Origin of the sequence: Ureibacillus chungkukjangi, from assembly GCF_003217295.1 — a bacterium.
Taxonomy (GTDB): domain Bacteria; phylum Bacillota; class Bacilli; order Bacillales_A; family Planococcaceae; genus Ureibacillus; species Ureibacillus chungkukjangi.
This window is the reverse complement of the sequence record NZ_QJTJ01000014.1, coordinates 1-19105: the sequence shown is the minus strand read 5'-3', so window position 1 is coordinate 19105 and position 19105 is coordinate 1. Positions and strand designations below refer to the sequence as shown.

Annotated in this window: 20 protein-coding genes; 12 read left to right on the top strand and 8 right to left on the bottom strand. The window is 36.7% G+C overall.

Features of this window, described 5'->3' with window-relative positions; genetic code table 11:
• Positions 1-2 precede the first annotated feature (2 nt).
• A complete protein-coding gene (locus BJ095_RS11175; protein ID WP_107935239.1) occupies positions 3-599 on the bottom strand; it encodes a beta-class carbonic anhydrase in 597 nt (198 codons plus the stop codon).
• Positions 600-692: 93 nt separating this feature from the next.
• A complete protein-coding gene (locus BJ095_RS19065) occupies positions 693-833 on the bottom strand; it encodes a hypothetical protein (protein ID WP_181418052.1) in 141 nt (46 codons plus the stop codon).
• Between the two features lie 337 nt (positions 834-1170).
• Here BJ095_RS19065 and motA point away from each other — a divergent pair, with 337 nt between their 5' ends.
• The 4 genes from motA (at position 1171) to BJ095_RS11155 (ending at position 4947) form a co-directional block, all read left to right on the top strand.
• On the top strand, positions 1171-1974 hold the full coding sequence (motA, locus tag BJ095_RS11170) for a flagellar motor stator protein MotA (RefSeq protein WP_107935238.1): 804 nt from the start codon (positions 1171-1173) through the stop codon (positions 1972-1974).
• On the top strand, positions 1958-2725 hold the full coding sequence (gene motB, locus BJ095_RS11165; protein WP_107935237.1) for a flagellar motor protein MotB: 768 nt from the start codon (positions 1958-1960) through the stop codon (positions 2723-2725). The genes motA and motB overlap by 17 nt, the downstream gene beginning before the upstream one ends.
• Positions 2726-2942: 217 nt before the next feature.
• Complete coding sequence (locus BJ095_RS11160; RefSeq protein ID WP_107935236.1) at positions 2943-4031, top strand: carbohydrate kinase; 1089 nt, start codon at positions 2943-2945, stop codon at positions 4029-4031.
• A gap of 1 nt (position 4032) precedes the next feature.
• Positions 4033-4947 carry a pseudouridine-5'-phosphate glycosidase gene (locus BJ095_RS11155; RefSeq protein ID WP_107935235.1) on the top strand — a complete coding sequence of 305 codons (915 nt, stop codon included), beginning with the start codon at positions 4033-4035 and terminating at the stop codon, positions 4945-4947.
• 81 nt (positions 4948-5028) lie between these two features.
• Here BJ095_RS11155 and BJ095_RS11150 read toward each other — a convergent pair whose 3' ends face one another.
• The gene (locus BJ095_RS11150) at positions 5029-5250 is read right to left on the bottom strand and encodes a DUF1128 domain-containing protein (protein ID WP_107935234.1); all 222 of its coding nucleotides are present in this window, start codon (positions 5248-5250) and stop codon (positions 5029-5031) included.
• 258 nt (positions 5251-5508) lie between these two features.
• On the opposite strand from BJ095_RS11150, the gene BJ095_RS11145 reads away from it, so the two are divergent.
• Together BJ095_RS11145 and BJ095_RS11140 are read left to right on the top strand one after the other, a co-directional pair.
• Positions 5509-5838, top strand: coding sequence for a recombination mediator protein UvsY (locus tag BJ095_RS11145; RefSeq protein ID WP_107935233.1), 330 nt, complete (start codon positions 5509-5511; stop codon positions 5836-5838).
• A gap of 28 nt (positions 5839-5866) precedes the next feature.
• A complete protein-coding gene (locus BJ095_RS11140) occupies positions 5867-6793 on the top strand; it encodes a YihY/virulence factor BrkB family protein (protein ID WP_235867645.1) in 927 nt (308 codons plus the stop codon).
• 111 nt (positions 6794-6904) lie between these two features.
• On the opposite strand, the gene BJ095_RS11135 is transcribed toward BJ095_RS11140, so the two are convergent.
• The 3 genes from BJ095_RS11135 to BJ095_RS11125 all read right to left on the bottom strand — a co-directional run bounded on the left by BJ095_RS11135 (position 6905) and on the right by BJ095_RS11125 (position 11007).
• Positions 6905-8803: a heavy metal translocating P-type ATPase gene (locus BJ095_RS11135; RefSeq protein WP_107935232.1), complete on the bottom strand. Its 1899-nt coding sequence runs from the start codon at positions 8801-8803 to the stop codon at positions 6905-6907.
• 277 nt (positions 8804-9080) lie between these two features.
• Positions 9081-10631, bottom strand: coding sequence for a fumarate hydratase (locus BJ095_RS11130; RefSeq protein WP_107935231.1), 1551 nt, complete (start codon positions 10629-10631; stop codon positions 9081-9083).
• A 178-nt stretch (positions 10632-10809) separates the two neighbouring features.
• A complete protein-coding gene (locus tag BJ095_RS11125) occupies positions 10810-11007 on the bottom strand; it encodes an SE1561 family protein (RefSeq protein WP_107935230.1) in 198 nt (65 codons plus the stop codon).
• Positions 11008-11421: 414 nt separating this feature from the next.
• Here BJ095_RS11125 and BJ095_RS11120 point away from each other — a divergent pair, with 414 nt between their 5' ends.
• A complete protein-coding gene (locus tag BJ095_RS11120; RefSeq protein ID WP_107935229.1) occupies positions 11422-12612 on the top strand; it encodes an MFS transporter in 1191 nt (396 codons plus the stop codon).
• A 97-nt stretch (positions 12613-12709) separates the two neighbouring features.
• Here BJ095_RS11120 and nspC read toward each other — a convergent pair whose 3' ends face one another.
• Both nspC and BJ095_RS11110 read right to left on the bottom strand, forming a co-directional pair.
• The gene (nspC, locus tag BJ095_RS11115) at positions 12710-13852 is read right to left on the bottom strand and encodes a carboxynorspermidine decarboxylase (protein ID WP_107935228.1); all 1143 of its coding nucleotides are present in this window, start codon (positions 13850-13852) and stop codon (positions 12710-12712) included.
• On the bottom strand, positions 13853-15079 hold the full coding sequence (locus BJ095_RS11110; protein WP_107935227.1) for a saccharopine dehydrogenase family protein: 1227 nt from the start codon (positions 15077-15079) through the stop codon (positions 13853-13855).
• Between the two features lie 498 nt (positions 15080-15577).
• On the opposite strand from BJ095_RS11110, the gene BJ095_RS11105 reads away from it, so the two are divergent.
• The 5 genes from BJ095_RS11105 to BJ095_RS11085 are packed head-to-tail and all read left to right on the top strand — an operon-like array spanning position 15578 to position 18983.
• Complete coding sequence (locus BJ095_RS11105) at positions 15578-15955, top strand: GntR family transcriptional regulator (protein ID WP_107935226.1); 378 nt, start codon at positions 15578-15580, stop codon at positions 15953-15955.
• A gap of 13 nt (positions 15956-15968) precedes the next feature.
• On the top strand, positions 15969-17060 hold the full coding sequence (locus BJ095_RS11100; protein ID WP_107935225.1) for a DUF1648 domain-containing protein: 1092 nt from the start codon (positions 15969-15971) through the stop codon (positions 17058-17060).
• Between the two features lie 38 nt (positions 17061-17098).
• Positions 17099-17302: a PLD nuclease N-terminal domain-containing protein gene (locus tag BJ095_RS11095; protein ID WP_107935224.1), complete on the top strand. Its 204-nt coding sequence runs from the start codon at positions 17099-17101 to the stop codon at positions 17300-17302.
• Positions 17302-18207, top strand: a complete 906-nt coding sequence (locus BJ095_RS11090; protein ID WP_107935223.1) for an ABC transporter ATP-binding protein — start codon at positions 17302-17304, stop codon at positions 18205-18207. Before BJ095_RS11095 ends, BJ095_RS11090 begins: the two co-directional genes overlap by 1 nt.
• The gene (locus BJ095_RS11085) at positions 18204-18983 is read left to right on the top strand and encodes an ABC transporter permease (RefSeq protein ID WP_107935222.1); all 780 of its coding nucleotides are present in this window, start codon (positions 18204-18206) and stop codon (positions 18981-18983) included. Before BJ095_RS11090 ends, BJ095_RS11085 begins: the two co-directional genes overlap by 4 nt.
• The last annotated feature ends 122 nt before the right edge of the window (positions 18984-19105 follow it).

The window sequence follows — 19105 nt, the reverse complement described above, 5'->3', positions numbered from 1 at the left end:
TTTTAAACTTCAGCTTGCACGCCTTTTTCTGCTAAATAGGCATTGCCATCTTCTAGTAAATCCAATTTACCTGTGTTGGGGTCAATGACAAGTCCGTGGACAGGTGTCATTTTTGGCATTAGAGGATGATTGCGAATAATATCGACACTCTTAATAACACTTGTCGATACATCACCAAAGCCACGAAGCCATTCATCCAAATCGATACCAGAATATTTTACAGTATTAATGATATCTTCACTGATACCACGTTCAAGCATACTAGAGAGCATTACCTCTGGGTCAATAGCACTCATGCCACAATCATGATGGCCAATTACATAAACTTCATCAGCTTTTAATGCATATACAGCAACTAACAAGCTACGCATAATCGCTCCGAAAGGATGGCTGACCTGTGCTCCTGCGCTTTTTACAATTTTCACATCACCATTTCTCATGTTCATGGCTTTTGGAAGCAATTCAACTAGACGAGTATCCATACAAGTTAAAATAACTGACTTTTTGTCAGGGTATTTGGATGTGATGTAAGGCTCGTACTGTTTAAATTTAACAAAAGAATCATTAAAGCTAAGAATTTCATTTAAAGAAGATCCCATTATTCTACAACTCCTATTCATCATTCATACAAAATATATTATATACGAAAAAAGTCAGCAAAACTCATTTGAGAGTTTTACTGACTTAATATTTTAGAATTTTTCAGTTGGTTTTGAATCAATTCTTACTGAAGATTTAGAATCTAATCCAACGCGTAAATAGTGAATGAACATTGCCATAGCGATCATTAACACAACGAAAAAGCCAGTTACAGTTGAAATAAACATACCCATGTTGAAAGACTCCCTTCTTAATTAACACTTGTGTCTTGAAACTTATTATACTATATATCTTTTATGAATTGTATCGTTGTACGAAAAAATATGTTGGCAATTTCATGAAGGTTTATGAAGGAATAACCTATTCAAAAAAATACTGAGAAGACTTCATAATATATAGAAATGATATTAAATGCTACCTAATAAAAACATCATTGTGATTAAAGCTAGCAAAAAGTTTGTAGATATTTTGAAATATTTTTAACTTGTTTTAATCATTCTGTCATATGACTGTAAAAAAAATAGATTTTTTGTCGAAAAAAAGAATAGTAGAAGATTTGGAGGAACATATATGGATATATCAACGTTAGTCGGAGTCATACTCGGAATTATTGCTGTATTTGTCGGAATGGTTGTAAAAGGTGCAAGCTTAAGTGTTTTAATTAACCCTGCTGCCTTTTTAATTATTATTGTAGGGACAATAGCTTCAGTTTCAGTTGCATTTCCAATGAGTGAGTTAAAAAGAGTACCGAAGCTATTTAAAATCCTTTTTAAAGAACAAAAGCTTACAAGTGAAGTTGAAATCATAAAAATGTTTTCAAGTTGGGCAGATTTAGCTCGCCGTGAAGGTTTGTTAGCGCTAGAAAGTAAAGCGAGTGAAGTGGAAGATCCATTTTTAAAAAATGGGTTAACATTAGCAATCGACGGTCAAAATGCTGATTATATTCGCGATGTACTGACAGAAGAAGTAGAAGCACTTGAAGAAAGACATGCAAGTGGCGCACAGATTTTCTCACAAGCAGGTACTTATGCTCCTACATTAGGGGTTCTTGGTGCCGTTGTAGGTTTAATGGCTGCGTTAGGGGATATGAACGATATCGATAAATTAGGACATGCCATTACAGGTGCATTCGTTGCCACATTACTTGGTATCTTTACTGGGTATGTACTATGGAATCCATTTGCCAATAAGTTAAAACGTAAATCTGCAGTTGAAGTAAAACAAAAAACATTAATGATCGAAGGGATTTTATCTGTATTAGAAGGTGAAGCACCTCGAGTTATAGAACAAAAACTAGCATCTTACTTACCGACGGAGGAACGCCGTAAAATCACAGACGAAAGCGGGGCGGGTGATAATGGCAAAGAAAGCTAAAAAGAAAAAGCATGATGAGCATGTTGATGAATCATGGCTTTTACCTTATTCGGACTTAATGACCCTGCTCTTAGCTCTGTTTATAGTACTCTTTGCTTCAAGTTCGATTGACCAAGAGAAGCTCAATAAGATGTCCAATGTTTTTAATGAGATTTTAGATGGTGGTTCTGGCATTATGGATCATACCTCTGTGGTAGAAAAACCTGATACCGTTGTAGATGGAATATCTGCAGAGGAGGCCGCATACCTTCAAGATCAAAGAGAGCTACAGGAAATTCAAGAGCAATTAGATAATTTTATCGCAGTTAATGAATTAGAGAGTACATTCGCTACTAAAATGACCGATGCAGGGTTATTAATAACAATCCGAGATAGTATTTTATTTGATCCGGGTAAAGCTGATGTAAAGCAAGATTATGTGACAATTGCTGATGAATTATCAACAATTCTACAATTAGACCCTGCAAGACATATTGTTGTTACCGGACATACAGATAACGTTCCACAAAACACAGCTGAGTTTAGCTCAAACTGGGAATTATCCGTAATGCGTGCGGTTAACCTGATGAAGTTGATTATTGATAGTAATCCCGCGCTAGATCCAAAATATTTCAGTGCGAAGGGCTACGGTGAGTTTAACCCGATAGCATCAAACGAAACTGCAGGTGGTCGAGCACAAAATCGCCGTGTTGAAGTACTTATTCAACAATTAGTACAAGAAGACGGTAGTAAAGTTCCTGAACTAAATTAATTTAAACGAAAACTCGGAAGCCATTATGCTTTCGGGTTTTTTTGATGAATAAGAAAGAAAATTTTTCCTATCCACATAAGTGCAACTAACTAAAGGATAATTGCTAAAAGGCTTAGTCCCTAGCCCAATTTTCTAATTAAATTATTTTCCTTTGACTAAGCGCGAACAAAAGTTTATAATTTGAAACAAATGTTTATTAATCGAGGTGGAATGTGGATTGAATGAAAAAGAGCAGCTAGTTCTCCAAGCTATCAAGAACAATCCTTTTTTATCCCAACAGGAAATGGCTGAGGCACTAAATATGTCACGCCCAACTCTTGCTAATATAATTTCTGGCCTTATTAAAAAAGGGAAGATCGTCGGTCGTGCCTATGTGTTGCCTGAAAGAAATGCTATTTTTGCTATCGGAGGAGCCAATGTTGACCGAAAGTTCTATATTGATGGACATGTACAATATGGAACCTCTAATCCCTCAAGGGTTACTGAAAGTGTAGGTGGAGTTGCAAGAAATATAGCTGAAAATTTAGGGCGCTTTGGAAATGAAGTAAAGCTAATTACCTTAATGGGTCAGGATCAGGGTGCTAAATATATCGACAAAGAAAGTCAGGGCTATATAAATCTTGACTATGCCGAGATATTACCGAATGTAAAGACAGGCTCGTATAGTGCAGTATTGGATCAAAATGGCGAATTAATACTGGCAATGGCAGATATGACAATCTATGATTCCTTGCAGCCATCAATCTTAAAAAAACACGAAGCAATTTTAAGTAATGCGAAATGTATTATTGTCGACCTAAACTGTCCAAAAGAAACTGTACAATATCTACAAAGCCTTGTAAGCGTAAGAAATATTCCTTTTGCAATTATTCCTGTATCAGCACCTAAAATTAAAAATATGCCAGATGATTTAATCGGAGTAACTTATTTTATTTGTAATCAAGACGAAGCTGAGGCGTATCTCAATATTCGAATTCTGAACGACCACGATTATTCAAATGCTGTCAAAATGCTCTTAGAAAAAGGGGCAAGCAATGTTATTTTAACCTTGGGCGACCAAGGAGCTATGGTTGGCAACATGGAAGGTGTCTTTTATTTGAAAGCGGAAAAGGTAAAGGACATTATTGATGTAACAGGTGCTGGAGATGCTTTTGTTGGTGGATTTATACATGGTATTTTAAATGACGAATCCTTTATGAGCGCCGTGAAATTTGGTCACTTGAATGCAACGAAAACCTTACAGTCAGATAAAACAGTTAGACAAAATATTACAACAGATGAATTAAACTATTGGAGGAACAACTAACATGGAAAAATACTTATCTTATTCACATGAAGTGCTAGAAGCAAAGGAAAAGGGGCTACCGATTGTAGCGTTAGAGTCTACAATAATCTCACACGGGATGCCTTACCCACAAAATGTACAAACAGCTAGAGAAGTGGAACAAATTATTCGTGACAATGGTGCCGTACCAGCAACTATTGCAATTATCGATGGCAAAATTAAAATCGGTTTAACGGATGAAGAGCTTGAAATGTTCGGTAATGCAGACAATGTAGCCAAAACTTCTCGCCGGGACCTTGGTTATTTAGTAGCTACAAAAAAACTTGGAGCTACAACTGTAGCAGCAACTATGATTGCGGCTGAGCTTGCTGGAATCGAACTATTTGTAACTGGCGGTATTGGTGGAGTGCATAGAGGTGCCGAAGAAACAATGGATATATCTGCGGACTTAGAGGAGCTTTCTCAAACGAATGTAGCAGTTGTATGTGCAGGGGCAAAATCGATTCTGGATATTGGGTTAACTCTAGAATACTTAGAAACAAAAGGGGTTCCAGTAGTGGGATTTGAAACAGATATGTTGCCAGCATTTTATACACGTGAAAGTGAATTCTCAGTAAGCTTCCGTGTAGATTCGGCTAAAGAAGTAGCTGATATGATGCGAGCTAAATGGGATTTAGGATTACAAGGTGGAGCTGTGATTGCTAATCCAATACCAGTAGAAGATGCACTAGAAGTAAGCTTCATAAACGGAATTATTGAAAAAGCATTAGTTGAAGCTGAAGAAAAGGGCATTAAAGGAAAAGACGTAACGCCATTCCTACTAGGTAAAGTTAAAGAATTAACAGAAGGAAAATCTTTAGAAGCAAATATCGCTCTTGTTAAAAACAATGCAAAGGTTGGTGCAGCTATCGCTGTTGCACTAAACGAAAATAAATAGTCTTGTATATAAAAGAAGTTTCCAACGCCAAGAAGACATGAGTCTAGCGTTGGAAACTTTTTTACTATAATGGCAATAAGCTTATTTTCTTAATGTACCAAGTTCGGATACAATAGCCTGCATTTCACTTGGACTGAATGTGTTGCGTTTCATAACCATTTCGTAAAGATACAATATATCTTCATAATGCTCATCTGTGAAATGTTCTGATTTCATAGCGTCAACATTTACCATACGTAGTTTTTCTTTAATTTGCTCGATCATATAAAAAACATTTTCTTTTGATGGTTTAGTCAAATCCATTTTGTCCCCACCTTTCAAAGTATCCTTTTAATCATTCCACTCAATGCCCTTCTTTGTCAATAACATTTGTCACTCAGTTCATGTTTCCAATTTTGCATTAAAGGATACTTACTAAATGAACCCTAATTTGCACGCTGGTAAAACACAATCACGAGGCTAAATTTCTTGGCGATATCTATGCTTTCTAATAAAATGATAGGGTAAAGAAAAAATTACCAGTTTGATTATTGTTTTAACTTTAGACAGGAGGTAAATATGATGAGTGAAAGTAAATTATTTAAAGCAATTGCAATTGGTGCAATTGCTGGTGCTGTTATTAGTATGTTTGACCGCAAAACGAGAGAACATACAATAGAAGCAACGAAAAAGGTGAAGGAAAGGGTTGTATATTACGCAAACAATCGTGAAGAGCTTCAGCAAATTATTGATCAAAAAGTAGAAGCAGCACAAAAAATATATGTGAATGCCTCAGAAAATATTAATACAATTGTAAGTAAAATTGAAGAAGTTAAAGAAATTCCAGACAGTGTTCAAACTATAGTAAAAGAGACAAAGAGTGAACTAAACAAACCTGAGCATTTGAACTAAAAGTGAAACAAGGGGGAGTGGGAAAGCTTTGAAGGAAGAGAAGAAAAAACAAAATAATGGAGTAGTAGCATCAGTTAAATCCTTTTTTGACCCAGACGAGTCCAAAATAGATATAACAACAGGAAAAGGGTTTATACAAGATTTATTTGTACGTATGCGAGATGTTGATATATCAGGTATGGGAGCGCAATTAGCGTACTTCTTCTTATTATCATTTTTTCCTTTATTAATTTTTATTGTGACATTATTACCTTATTTAGATTTAGATGTGGATTATGTATTTGATTTCCTTCAAACGGTAGTTCCGTCAGAAGTGTTCTTATTAACACAGGGTACGCTAACAGAAATTTTAACGACGCATAGTGGTGGTGGACTATTATCTGTCGGGGTGTTAGGGACAATCTGGTCGGCATCAAGAGGGGTTAATGCACTAATCAAAACATTAAACGGTGCTTATGAAACTGAGCCGAAATCAGGGTTAATTAATCGATCATTGTCATTAGTCTTTACTATTGCATTAGTTGTCATTATTATAATTGCCTTAGTCATTCCTATTTTAGGAGAGCATTTTGCTTATTCACTGTTTAACTATCTAGGGGTAGAGGAAACCTTCAAGGACTTTTGGCAGCTTGTCCGTTGGATTATTCCACCAGTCTTAATATTCTTGGTGTTAAATTTAATCTATTGGATAATCCCAAATACAGACCCACGACTACGTATTATTAGTGTACTTCCTGGTGCACTATTTTCTTCAATAGCATGGGTTACACTAATATATGGTTTTTCATATTACGTTAATAATTTCGGAAACTATGCTTCAACCTATGGAAGTATCGCAGGGGTAATCATTCTTATGCTATGGCTCTATTTTACAGGTATGATTCTCATATTTGGTGGTCTCCTAAATGCGACCATGCATAAAAGAAGCTTAGTTAAGAAGGGGTATAAGGAATAAATTGAAAAGAGCTTTTGCTACTATAGAGCAAAAGCTCTTTTTACGATTGTCGCTAAAGCCTTATAGCGTAAAAAGGAGGTGTCTCATGACTGGTGAGACACCTCCTTAACCTTATGACTTAAGCATTCTTAGCCCATTAAGAATAACTAGAATGGTGCTTCCTTCATGTCCAATTACACCAAAGGGTAGATCGACGATTTGCAGGAAGTTTGAAATGATTAATAGGGCAATGACAGCAATGGAGAAAATAATATTTTGTTTAACGATTCTTTGCATTTTTTTAGATAAAGATACTGCGTAAGCAATTTTGGATAAATCATTTTTCATTAATACAACATCAGCAGTTTCTAAAGCGACATCTGTACCGCCACCCATGGCAATCCCAACAGTTGCTGTAGCAAGTGCCGGTGCATCGTTAATGCCGTCTCCGACCATGCCTACATTTTTGTATTTAATAAAGTAGTCTTTAATATGATTTACTTTCGTTTCAGGTAAGCATTCAGCAATATACTCATTTACACCTGCTTCAGAGGCGATAGTTTTTGCTGTTTTTTCGTTATCACCAGTAAGCATAGTCACTTGAATCCCAAGGTCCTTTAATAGCTTCACAGCGTGTTTAGCCTCATCACGCACTGTATCCTTCATGGCTACCAAGGCTGCAATTCCTTCTTCGTCCTTTAAGAATATTACCGTTTTTCCTTCTGCGGCCAAATTTTCCGCTGCATAATTAGCAAATTGTGCAGCCTCAGCTTTTCCCACGAAATCAGGTTTACCAACCAGGTAAGTAGAATTTTGAATATTGGCTTTTAAACCCCATCCTGGAACGTCTTCTATTTCAATTCCCTGAGTTGGCTGGATGTCTTGCTCTTTTGCATATTTAGCGATTGCTTGTGCCAACGGATGATTTGATTGAGATTCGATAGAAGCCAGGGTTGCAATTGTTTCTCTTTCATTTAATGAATCTCTTACAATTACATCAGTCACTACAGGAGTACCAACAGTAAGAGTACCTGTTTTATCAACAGCTAACAATTTTAAAACACTTAAATGCTCTAAATGCACGCCACCTTTAAAGAGAATTCCGTTTTTAGCGCCATTTGATATAGTCGCTAGAGTTGCCGGCATTATTGAAGCTACCAAAGCACATGGAGATGCTACTACTAACAATACCATTGCTCTGTAAAAGGTTGTAGTCCAGTCCCATCCAAGTAAATAGTGGGGAATAAATAGCATTAAAAGTACTGTTAATAGAACAAATTTTACGTAAGTCCCCTCGAAGCGTTCAATGAATTGCTGAGAAGGGGATTTTTCACTTTGTGCTGATTGGACAAGGGTAATAATTTTCTGGAAAAGAGTTTCTGAATTTGGTTTGGTCATGTTGACTGTTAAAGTACCGTTTAAATTTACAGTCCCAGCATAGACATCTTCCCCTGAACCCTTTGTAACAGGCATAGATTCTCCGCTGATTGCAGATTCATCAATTGAAGAGGTGCCTTTAAGAATTTGACCATCTACAGGGACTCTTTCACCGGGCTTAATTAATAAATGATCGCCTACTTTTAAGGATGTAACAGCTACCTTGATTGGCTCAAATCCACCTCGAACAAGCCAAGCTTCTTCTGGCTGTAAATTCATTAAGGCAGAGATTTCACGATGACTTTTATTCATGGCATAGGTTTCAAGAGCACCACTTAGTGCAAAGATAAAGATAAGGATAGCACCCTCTGTCCAGTAACCAATAATAGCTGAACCGATAGCTGCTAGTATCATCAATAATTCAACGTTTAAATTTTTGTTTTGGATAGTATCTAAAATACCTTCCTTTGCTTTTGCGTAACCACCAATTACAAAGGCACTTAGATAGGCAATAACTGAAGCTGTCGATAAACCAGTTGATTCCATTCGCCACGCAAGTAATATTATGAGGCCTGATGCAATAGCTGCAATCAGCTCACCATGTTCTTTAATTTTCTCAATTAGATATTCGCTTTCTCGATTAGATTGTTTCATACTGGCCTCCTTTTGATAATGAATATCACTATCAAAATAGTAATAAATATCGACTTGATAATTGTTATCAATTAGCTTATAAATTCTAAATAATAATTATTAATTTATAATCATTATAATATAGAGTGTTAGAATTGTAAATGCACTACAATTCTAAATATGTAAAAGGAGAATAAAGTGTTACTAAATAGGAGGGCACTAGTGCCTATATGATGAATAACAAAAAACCCCCTGTAAGAATCAATGATCCATACAGGGGGTTGGTGCACAAAGTTAATTAGAAAACACGTTCAGCGAATTGGGAAAGCTTCTCTAATGATGATTTCTCAACATCAGCGTGTAAAGAGTTGCCGTGTGAATCCATTGTTACAACAGCTGTGAAGCCTTCAACATTTAAATGCCACATTGCTTCTGGAATACCGAACTCTTGTAAATCAACACCATCTACACTCTTAATACAATCAGCATAGTATTGTGCAGCTCCACCGATTGCGTTTAAGTAAACGCCGCCGTGATCTTTAAGTGCAGCAAGAGTTTTTGGACCCATACCGCCTTTACCGATGACAGCACGAATACCGAATTTTTTCATGATATCGCCTTGGTATGGCTCCTCACGAATAGAAGTAGTTGGTCCAGCAGCTTTTACTGTCCAATTGCCTTCTTCGTCTTTTGCCATAACAGGACCACAGTGATAGATAACTTGTCCATTTAAATCTACTGGAGCATCATGGCTCATTAAGTGATGGTGGATTGCGTCACGGCCAGTGTACATACGACCGTTGATTTTAACAACGTCACCAACTTTAAGTTCGCGAATTTGCTCTTCAGTAATAGGAGCAGTCAGTTCAACCACTTTGCTTTCTGATTGTACTTCTGTTTTTGGCTCGTCACGGAAAGTGATTTTTTCACCATCTTGGTAATGCCAGTTTGTGATTTCACCTGAATTCACGTCAATGTCGATAGCCATACGACGGTAAGCCCAACAGTTATAAGCGACAGAAACGTAGAATGAAGCAGGGATACGGTGCATAACGCCAATTTTACAGCCTAGTAAAGTTGCTTCACCGCCGAAGCCCATAGTACCGATACCGAATGTATTCGCTTTCTCAACGATGTACTCTTCTAATTTCGCAAGGTCTTCATTTGGATTTACATCATCAACGTGACGGAATAATTGCTCTTTCGCAAGATCATAGCCTGAAGAACGATCTCCACCAATACCTACACCGATGAAGCCAGCAGAACAGCCTTGTCCTTGAGACTGCCATACAGAGTGTAAAATACATTTACGGATACCATCTAAGTCACGACCAGCACGACCAAGACCTTCTAATTCGCAAGGTAAGCTGTATTGGATATTTTTGTTTTCGCAGCCGCCACCTTTAAGGATTAACTTAACTTCGATATAGTCTTTTTCCCATTGCTCAAACTTCACAACTGGAAGACCATCGCCTAGGTTATCGCCACTGTTTTTCCCAGTTAAAGAATCAACTGAGTTTGGACGTAATTTTGCATCCTGTGTTGCTTGTACTATTGCATTTTTAATAGCAGCCTTAATTTCTAGTTGGTTTACGCCAACTGGAGTTTTTACTTTGAAGGTTGGTAGACCAGTATCTTGACAGATTGGTGATACATTGTCTTCAGCCATTACGATATTGTTAGCAATTGTGTCTAAACTCATAGCTGCACGAGTGCCAGCGTTTTCAGCATCTTTTGCTTTTTTAATTGCACGACGAACATCTTTTGGTAAGTTCGTTGAAGTTTCGCTTACTAAGTCATATAGACTTTTCTCTAGTGTTTGTAAATAAGAAGTAGCAACTTGAGACATGGATATTCCCCCCAGAATATTTTATTTTCCATCACTTATTATACCTTTTTAATTTCATGAAAAAAAGAGTCATAGAAATATATCAAATAAATAAAAGCTTTTTAAAATAGCGTGGGGGGGAGGCATTGAAAAAAGAGATGTCTCCAACTGAAAAATTGGAGACATCTCTTTGGGAATTTTATTCTTTTGTTAGGTCGTCGCGGCCTTTAAATTGGTCCATTTTGTCTTCTACATCATCAAGCATCTGAATCAGTTTGTCGATATCTTCAACATCAGCAGTTTCTGGATCAATTGCATCTAAAACTTCAACAAAAATTTGAAGGCGTTCTTTTAAGTAATTCACTTGTTTGTTTTTATCTGTAATAGAGTTCGACATTATTACACCTCTTTCGTCATGACCATCATAGCGAATTTATAAATAGAGTTCAAATAATATGTGAAAATAGAGGTGTGAAGACAAAGGAATAATTTTAGAAAAAATATATTTTTTGAATATTTACAAAATTGAAATAATATGATAAATTGAATATATCAAATCGAAGGGAGATGGTCGAAAAGATGATACTCACTCTACAAAAAAGAAGGAGGGAGTTTAAACAAGTTTTCGGCTGTCAGGTAAAGCCGTAATAATGTTTATGCAATTACAAATGGAGGAAATCGAAGTGTAAACCCTAGCGTCCAACTATTGTTGAATGCTAGGGTTTTTAATATGCGAAATATTAAAGCTATTTTAATAATGATATGTTAATATATACGGTATTATCGATATGTTTAAGGTTGGAGGACATATATGTTATCAGCAAATCATTATGAACGGCGAAGGTTTTGGACGTTAATCATCATTGTATCGATTTCAGGCTTTTCGCAAGGGATGTTATTACCGGTTATATCAGTTATTTTTGAAACAGATGGCGTATCCTCTACGTTAAACGGCTTAAATGCGACTGGGCTATACATAGGAACTTTATTGATCTCTCCATTTATCGAACAGCCTTTAAGAAGGTTCGGTTATAAACCGATTATTATTGTCGGGGGAGCTATTGTTTTTCTATCATTGTTAATGTTTCCGTTTTGGGAAAATATTATGTTTTGGTTTATTTTACGCTTGCTAATTGGAATAGGAGATCACTGTCTACACTTTTCTACCCAAACCTGGTTAACTACATCTGCACCAGAAGGGAATCTTGGGAAAAGTATGTCCATCTACGGTTTGTCATTTGGCGTAGGGTTTGCAGCGGGTCCATTGATGTTAAATTTAGTAGGCATTTCAGAAACACTGCCGTTTGTTGTTTCATCTATACTTTGTTTAATAGCTTGGTCGTTTGTGTTCTTTATTCGTAATGAAAAGCCAGAAGCTTTAAAAGGGGATAACGTGGAAGCAAATGGTCTTTCACGCTATAAAATGTCATTCAAATACGCCTGGGTCGCTTTCTTGCCGTCCTTTGTTTATGGTGTATTAGAAACCTCTTTAAATGCATTATTTCCAGTTTACGCTCTTCGTATGGACTTTAAAGATTCAATGATTTCTATGATTTTAGCCGCCTTCTCGATAGGGGCAATTATAACTCAGATACCAATTGGAATAATTGGTGATAAAATTGGAAGAAGAAAAGTTATCTTAATAGGGATTTTCAGTGGGGCAGTGCTTTTCGCGCTAGGAAGCCAGCTGGAGCATTCTCAAGTGTGGGTTCTTTGTATTTTCTTAGTATCAGGTATGTTCCTCGGGTCATTGTTCTCATTAGGCATTACCTATATGGCAGATTTAACACCAAAAGAATTACTCCCTACAGGTAACCTGCTATGTGGAATATTCTTTAGTCTAGGCAGCTTAACAGGTCCATTTATAGGTGGACTTTACTTAGAACTAGTAGACTCTATCAGCTTTTTACTGTTTATTGCCATAATGCTATTTTTGATATATCTCATCATTCTCCTATTCGGGAAACTAACACTACCCAAATCCACACCAAGTGCAGAATAACTAAAAAAGCTTTGCAGGGAAAAAGTCTCCTGCAAAGCTTTTGTTTTAAGTTCAATTATCAGAATTGTTTCTGAATTGTTTGTGTACCTGGTACACACTAAGACAATCTGTTTCGGTAGTCTTCGTAGCCGAATTGGCGGATTACTTTTACGCCTTCTTCTTCGTTGTATAGACAGATGCTTGGTAGGTTGACACCGTTGAACATATGGTTTTTTACCATTGTGTAGTGTGCCATATCTGTAAATACGATTTTGTCTCCAGCTTTTAGAGGCTGATCGAATGAATAGTCACCGATAACGTCTCCAGCTAGACACGTCATACCGCCTAGACGATATGTGTATGGCTTATCATTTGGTGTACTTGCACCGATAATCTGTGGTCGGTAAGGCATTTCTAATACGTCTGGCATATGACATGTTGCAGATGTATCTAGAATAGCAATCTCCATACCATTTTTCACAATATCCAGTACAGTAGTTACTAAGTACCCGGTATTTAAAGCGATTGCTTCACCTGGCTCCAAAATAACCTTTACATCGTACTTGTCTTGCATGTAGTTAATCAATGAAACAAGCTTCTCTACGTCGTAATCCTCACGAGTAACATGATGACCACCACCGAAGTTAATCCATTTCATTTGGTGTAGGTACTTGCCGTATTTTTCTTCAAAGTGAACTAAAATACGTTCAAGAACATCTGAACCTTGCTCACACATTGCGTGGAAGTGAATACCTTCAACACCCTCAAGCTCATCAGGACGGAATGAATCCACAGGAATTCCTAAGCGAGAATTGATGTAGCATGGGTCATATAAAGGTGTTTCTACTTCTGAATAACCAGGGTTAACACGTAATCCAATAGAAACATGCTTCCCTTCAACACTTTGTACTTTCTCTTTGTACTTGTGTAATTGGTCAAAAGAGTTGAATACAATATGATCCACATACTTTAAATACTCATCAATTTCATGCTCTGCATATGCAGGTGCATAAGCGTGAACCTCTTTACCGAATTCCTCGTAGCCAAGGCGTGCCTCAAATAAAGAACTTGATGTAATTCCTTTTAGGTAATTACGCGCCATAGGGAATGTCGAGAACATTGAGAACCCTTTAAGGGCAAGTAAGATATCACAGCCTGTGCGATCTTGAACAGACTTTAAAATTTCAAAATTACGTAATAGCAAACGCTCGTCCACTACATAACTAGGAGACGGAGCTGCTTTCCAATCGATTGCTTTCATTTACTTTGCCTCTTTTTCGTCAAAGTTAAGATCAATCAGTTCAGGATTAAAGCTTTCTTGCCATGGAAGACCCCATTTATTTAAAGCTTCCATGAATGGATCTGGATTGAACTCTTCTACATTATATACGCCTGGTTTTTGCCAAGTGCCGTTCATTACAAGCATTGCACCGATCATAGCTGGTACACCTGTTGTGTATGAAATTGCTTGAGAGCCAACTTCACGGTAGCACTCTTCATGGTCACACACGTTATATACATAGTAAGTTTTCTCTTCGCCATCTTTAATACCACGAGCGATGATCCCGATATTTGTTTTACCTTTTGTACGTGGTCCTAAAGAAGCTGGATCTGGTAATACTGCTTTTAGGAATTGTAGTGGTTGAATCATTTGACCTTCGTATTCGATAGGTTCAATTGAAGTCATTCCTACATTTTCAAGTACGTTTAAGTGTGTGATATATTTTTGTGAGAAAGTCATCCAGAAACGAATTTGTTTAATTCCTGTAATGTTTTTCGCTAAAGATTCTAATTCTTCATGGTATAGAAGGTACATATCTTTAGGACCTATCTCTGGGAAGTTATAAACTTCTTTATGCTCAAGTGGTGCTGTTTCTACCCACTCGCCGTCTTTCCAGTAACGTCCGTTTGCTGTAATTTCACGGATGTTGATTTCTGGGTTGAAATTTGTAGCGAACGGATACCCGTGATCACCAGCGTTTGCATCTAAGATATCGATGTAATGAATTTCATCGAAATAATGCTTTAATGCATATGCAGAGAATACGCCTGTTACACCTGGGTCAAATCCACTACCTAAAAGAGCTGTTAAACCAGCTTTTTCGAATTTCTCTTTGTAAGCCCATTGCCATTTATATTCAAACTTAGCTGTTTCAGGTGGCTCATAGTTAGCAGTATCAACGTAATGCACACCTGTAGCTAAACATGCATCCATAATTGTTAAGTCTTGATATGGTAAAGCTACGTTAATTACCACATCTGGTTTAAATCCATTGATTAATTCAATTAGCTCGTCTGTATTATCCGCATCCACTTGCGCAGTATGGATAATCGTTTTTCCACCGTCTAATTTTTCTTTTAAAGCATCACACTTAGATTTTGTTCGACTTGCGATCATAATCTCTTCGAATACTTCTGAGTTTTGTACACATTTGTGTACGACAACGCTAGCAACACCGCCAGCACCAATAATCAATGCTTTACCCAATTCTTTATAACCCCCTAAAATTTAAGCCTGTACGCTTAGTTTCTAACTGAGCGCGGCATCATAATAAATTACTTGTGTCAGGGCAAGTAACCATTCTACATTCTACAGTAAAAAACACGGAAGAACCTAGTGAAACAAACCTGAGCTATCAACTTTAGCACTAAACTAAAGTTGAACAATAAGACAGATTATACAGAAATATTTTTTCTGTAGCAATCATTTTTCGACAAAAAATGTGTTAATTCTAGCAAATGTTATCCGTAGTAAAAATCATAACTAATTCTTGAACTATTTAAATAGGAAAAGAAAAGAATTATCTGAACAATTTACGTATTCCCATTTGCTTTTAGGGTAAACAAAAATGCAGAAATTATTAACATGTTTTTTTGAGAACATAAAAATAAATCAATTTTGTTCTACCATTTATAGAACAAAGGTGTTATATTGATTGTATAACAGTTTTGTTCTAATATATGTAGAACAGATTGGAGGGATTTTGTGATTATTCATATTGAGGCCGAATCAGATATACCAATCTATACACAACTTACAAATCAAATCATTGAAGGTATTGCACGGGGAGAAATAGCTCCTGGCGATTCGTTGCCTTCAGTTAGAGCCTTTGCAGCAGATCTTGGCGTTAATATGCATACGGTCAATAAAAGCTATCATGAGCTAGAGAAAAAAGGGATTATCAAAATTGTTCCGAAATCAGGCGCAATAATCTCATCCATAGAGCAAATGACAGAAGAGAAAAAACAGCTGATTGAGGCTGGTTTTAAACCAGTAATTGCTGAAGCATTCGTATTAGGTATGAGCAAAAAAGAAATAGAGGAATTAGTGAGTGGTATGTTAAATCAAATGAAAGAAAGGTAAAGGGGGAAGAAGTATGTCGTTTATAATATTTTTCATTATTACGCTATTTATCGCAGTGATACAGACAGCGATTCCGTACTTAGTGAATCGAACGGTTGTTTTCGGTGTTATGGTACCGGAGCAATATATTGAGGACAAAACAATCAAAAAATATAAAAAGTATTATTCCTTAAGTGTGGCATTGTTATCGATTGTCATTTTAGTCTCCTATCTTGTATGGGTATTAAGCAATGAGCGCTTAGACAATCAGGTTGCTTTGACTGGTGCCGTTATTGAATTTGCGTTAATTTTTATAAGTATCACATTCTATTTGTATTATCATGCGAAAACAAAACAGCTAAAGCAGCAAAACAACTGGGCTGAGAATTTAAAACCTATGAAAGTAACGGATTTGTCAATTCGCAGTCAGGATGAAATGTTGCCTTGGTATTTATATTTACTGCCGATTATTTCGACAATTGGTTTAATGATTTACACTTTGATGAATTATGATATCCTTCCAAATCAAATTCCTACTCATTGGGGACCGAGTGGGGAGGCTGACGCATTTACAGATAAAACTTCATTCTCAGCGATCAAACTGTCACTGGGCTTGTTAATGATGCAATTAATGTTTTTGGGAATCCATATAGCAACAAAGAAATCAGGAATCAAGCTGAGTGCTACTTCTCTAGAATCATCACGTAATCGCCAATTATCTTTAAGAAAATATTCAAGCTGGCTGTTATTTGTTGTGTTGTTGGGAATAACGATGTTAATGAGCTATTTCCAGCTAATGACGATTCATCCGGAAATTGGTGAAGGGTTTGTAAAACTGATAATTCCATTTTCTTTTCTTATTTTAGTATTAATAGGAACACTTATCTTTGCCATAAAAGTAGGGCGTTCCGATAAAGTGATGGAGACTACAGTAGAAGCTAAAATTATGGATTTAGACGAAGATAAATATTGGAAGGGTGGACTCTTCTACTTCAATAAAAATGATCCTTCTATTTTTGTTGAAAAGCGTTTTGGTGTTGGTTGGACACTGAATTTTGCCAATCCGATCGGGCTTGTAATTATCTTAGTACCACTGACTGTTTTTTTAGTCATTTCATTTTTGTAAATGAAAAAACCTATCATTAGACAAAATGGAGGAGAAATATGAACGAAATATTAAACGGGATTCCATGGGGAGTAATCGCTCCAATTCTTGTAATTCAGTTATTACTGGTAATAATTGCGTTAACCTCATGTATAAGAGCGGAAAAGACAAACGGACCGAAATGGTTATGGATCCTTGTTATTCTATTCATAAACATTATAGGACCTGTCCTTTACTTTGTCATTGGAAGGAGAAATGATTAATGGAATTGCTGAGGGTAACCAACTTGGTCAAAAAATATGGCTCTACAAATGCAGTAAATGGGCTTTCCTTTCATATTGATGAAGGTAGATGTGTTTCACTACTTGGAGCTAATGGAGCCGGAAAAACCACAACGTTGAAAATGCTTTCGGGTTTACTCGAGCCAACCTCCGGAAGTATTTCGTTTCAGGGAACTAAGCAAAAGGACATTAGACAATACATTGGTTACTTGCCCCAATACCCCTCTTTTTTCAATTGGATGAGCGGTAAGGAATTTCTTGTTTTTACTGCTGAGCTAGCGAAATTAAATCGAAAAGAAGCAGAAGAAAGAAGTGAAGAATTACTGGAACGTGTTGGCCTACTGGATGCGAAGAAAAGAAAAATCGGCGGATATTCAGGTGGCATGAAGCAACGACTCGGTTTAGCACAAGCACTTATTCATCGTCCTAAATTACTAATATTAGATGAACCTGTTTCTGCACTTGATCCACTAGGGAGAAGAGAGGTACTGGACATGATGCGGGAGATAAAACAAGAAACAACCGTTATTTTCTCCACCCATGTACTTCACGATGCACAAGAAATTAGCGACGACATTATTATCATCAATGAGGGAGATATCGCAATTTCAGGGGAATTAGAAAATGTGATAGAGCAGTACAGACAACCAATTATTCAAATTGAATTTGATTCTGATGCTTCTTCATGGATAAAAGAAGTCGAAAGTTATAGCTTTGTATCAGAGGTAAATATTCAAGGGAATGTAGCGAATATTAGTGTGACTGATATGGCGAAGGGGAGACACATTCTTTTAAATGAAATCGTAAATCAAAATCTACCTATTAGAAAGTTTGAGCTGGCACAAACAACATTAGAGGATTTATTTATGAAGGTGGTGAAGGCATGACACAATGGAGGGTACTTTATCGCAAAGAACTAATGGAAATGATAAGGAATTTTAAACTATTATGGATTCCTCTAGTTTTTATATTACTCGGTGTAATGCAGCCAATTAGCTCCTATTATATGCCGAAAATGTTAGATACTCTCGGAGGTTTACCGGAAGGCACAATAATTGAGATGCCACTTCCTACAGGAGCGGAAGCATTGATGAGTGTTATTTCAAATTATGGAATGCTAGGGATTCTAATTCTTGTACTGAGTGCAATGGGAATTGTTTCAGTTGAAAGACAAAATGGGGTAGCGGGAATGGTCATGAGTAAACCAGTTCCGTATTCTTCTTATATTTTATCGAAGTGGGCAGGATTAGTAACGATAACATTATTGTCATTTTTTATCGGTTATCTTGCTTCATGGTACTATACGAATTTACTGATTGGCTCAGTAACACCTGACCGTATTTTTCAAAGCTTTGCTATCTATGGTTTATGGTTAGTATTTGTAGTGACTTTGACATTGTTCTTTAGCACGGTTATGAAGGGGAGCGGAAGTGTTGCCTTCATATCAATCTTAATCATCGCTACTATTTCAATAGTTACTTCTATATTTAATGAAAAAATGAAGTGGAGTCCGGCAACGTTAACTGGACATACAGGTTATTTGTTGCAATCAGGAGACGTTCAGCCGAATTTCCTAGCGACTGTACTTCTAACTGTTGCTTTAATTGTCCTTATTCTCTACTTCACTATTCAAATCTTTAAAAATAAAGAGATTTTAGAATAAATTCACAAGAAAAGAACCGCTCCAATTTAAAGTGTACCCTTTGTAAAGGACATTTTGAAAAAGAGCCTAGGCAACTTGTTGAAGCTGCTGTCTGTATTTTGCAGGCGGCAGCTTTTTTAAAT

Bases quoted from the DNA above. Each gene is read 5' to 3' on its own strand.
- BJ095_RS11175 (WP_107935239.1), bottom strand. From the start codon at position 599: ATGGGATCTTCTTTAAATGAAATTCTTAGCTTTAATGATTCTTTTGTT.
- BJ095_RS19065 (WP_181418052.1), bottom strand. From the start codon at position 833: ATGGGTATGTTTATTTCAACTGTAACTGGCTTTTTCGTTGTGTTAATG.
- motA (WP_107935238.1), top strand. From the start codon at position 1,171: ATGGATATATCAACGTTAGTCGGAGTCATACTCGGAATTATTGCTGTA.
- motB (WP_107935237.1), top strand. From the start codon at position 1,958: ATGGCAAAGAAAGCTAAAAAGAAAAAGCATGATGAGCATGTTGATGAA.
- BJ095_RS11155 (WP_107935235.1), top strand. From the start codon at position 4,033: ATGGAAAAATACTTATCTTATTCACATGAAGTGCTAGAAGCAAAGGAA.
- BJ095_RS11150 (WP_107935234.1), bottom strand. From the start codon at position 5,250: ATGGATTTGACTAAACCATCAAAAGAAAATGTTTTTTATATGATCGAG.
- BJ095_RS11145 (WP_107935233.1), top strand. From the start codon at position 5,509: ATGAGTGAAAGTAAATTATTTAAAGCAATTGCAATTGGTGCAATTGCT.
- BJ095_RS11135 (WP_107935232.1), bottom strand. From the start codon at position 8,803: ATGAAACAATCTAATCGAGAAAGCGAATATCTAATTGAGAAAATTAAA.
- BJ095_RS11130 (WP_107935231.1), bottom strand. From the start codon at position 10,631: ATGTCTCAAGTTGCTACTTCTTATTTACAAACACTAGAGAAAAGTCTA.
- BJ095_RS11125 (WP_107935230.1), bottom strand. From the start codon at position 11,007: ATGTCGAACTCTATTACAGATAAAAACAAACAAGTGAATTACTTAAAA.
- BJ095_RS11120 (WP_107935229.1), top strand. From the start codon at position 11,422: ATGTTATCAGCAAATCATTATGAACGGCGAAGGTTTTGGACGTTAATC.
- nspC (WP_107935228.1), bottom strand. From the start codon at position 13,852: ATGAAAGCAATCGATTGGAAAGCAGCTCCGTCTCCTAGTTATGTAGTG.
- BJ095_RS11100 (WP_107935225.1), top strand. From the start codon at position 15,969: ATGTCGTTTATAATATTTTTCATTATTACGCTATTTATCGCAGTGATA.
- BJ095_RS11095 (WP_107935224.1), top strand. From the start codon at position 17,099: ATGAACGAAATATTAAACGGGATTCCATGGGGAGTAATCGCTCCAATT.
- BJ095_RS11090 (WP_107935223.1), top strand. From the start codon at position 17,302: ATGGAATTGCTGAGGGTAACCAACTTGGTCAAAAAATATGGCTCTACA.
- BJ095_RS11085 (WP_107935222.1), top strand. From the start codon at position 18,204: ATGACACAATGGAGGGTACTTTATCGCAAAGAACTAATGGAAATGATA.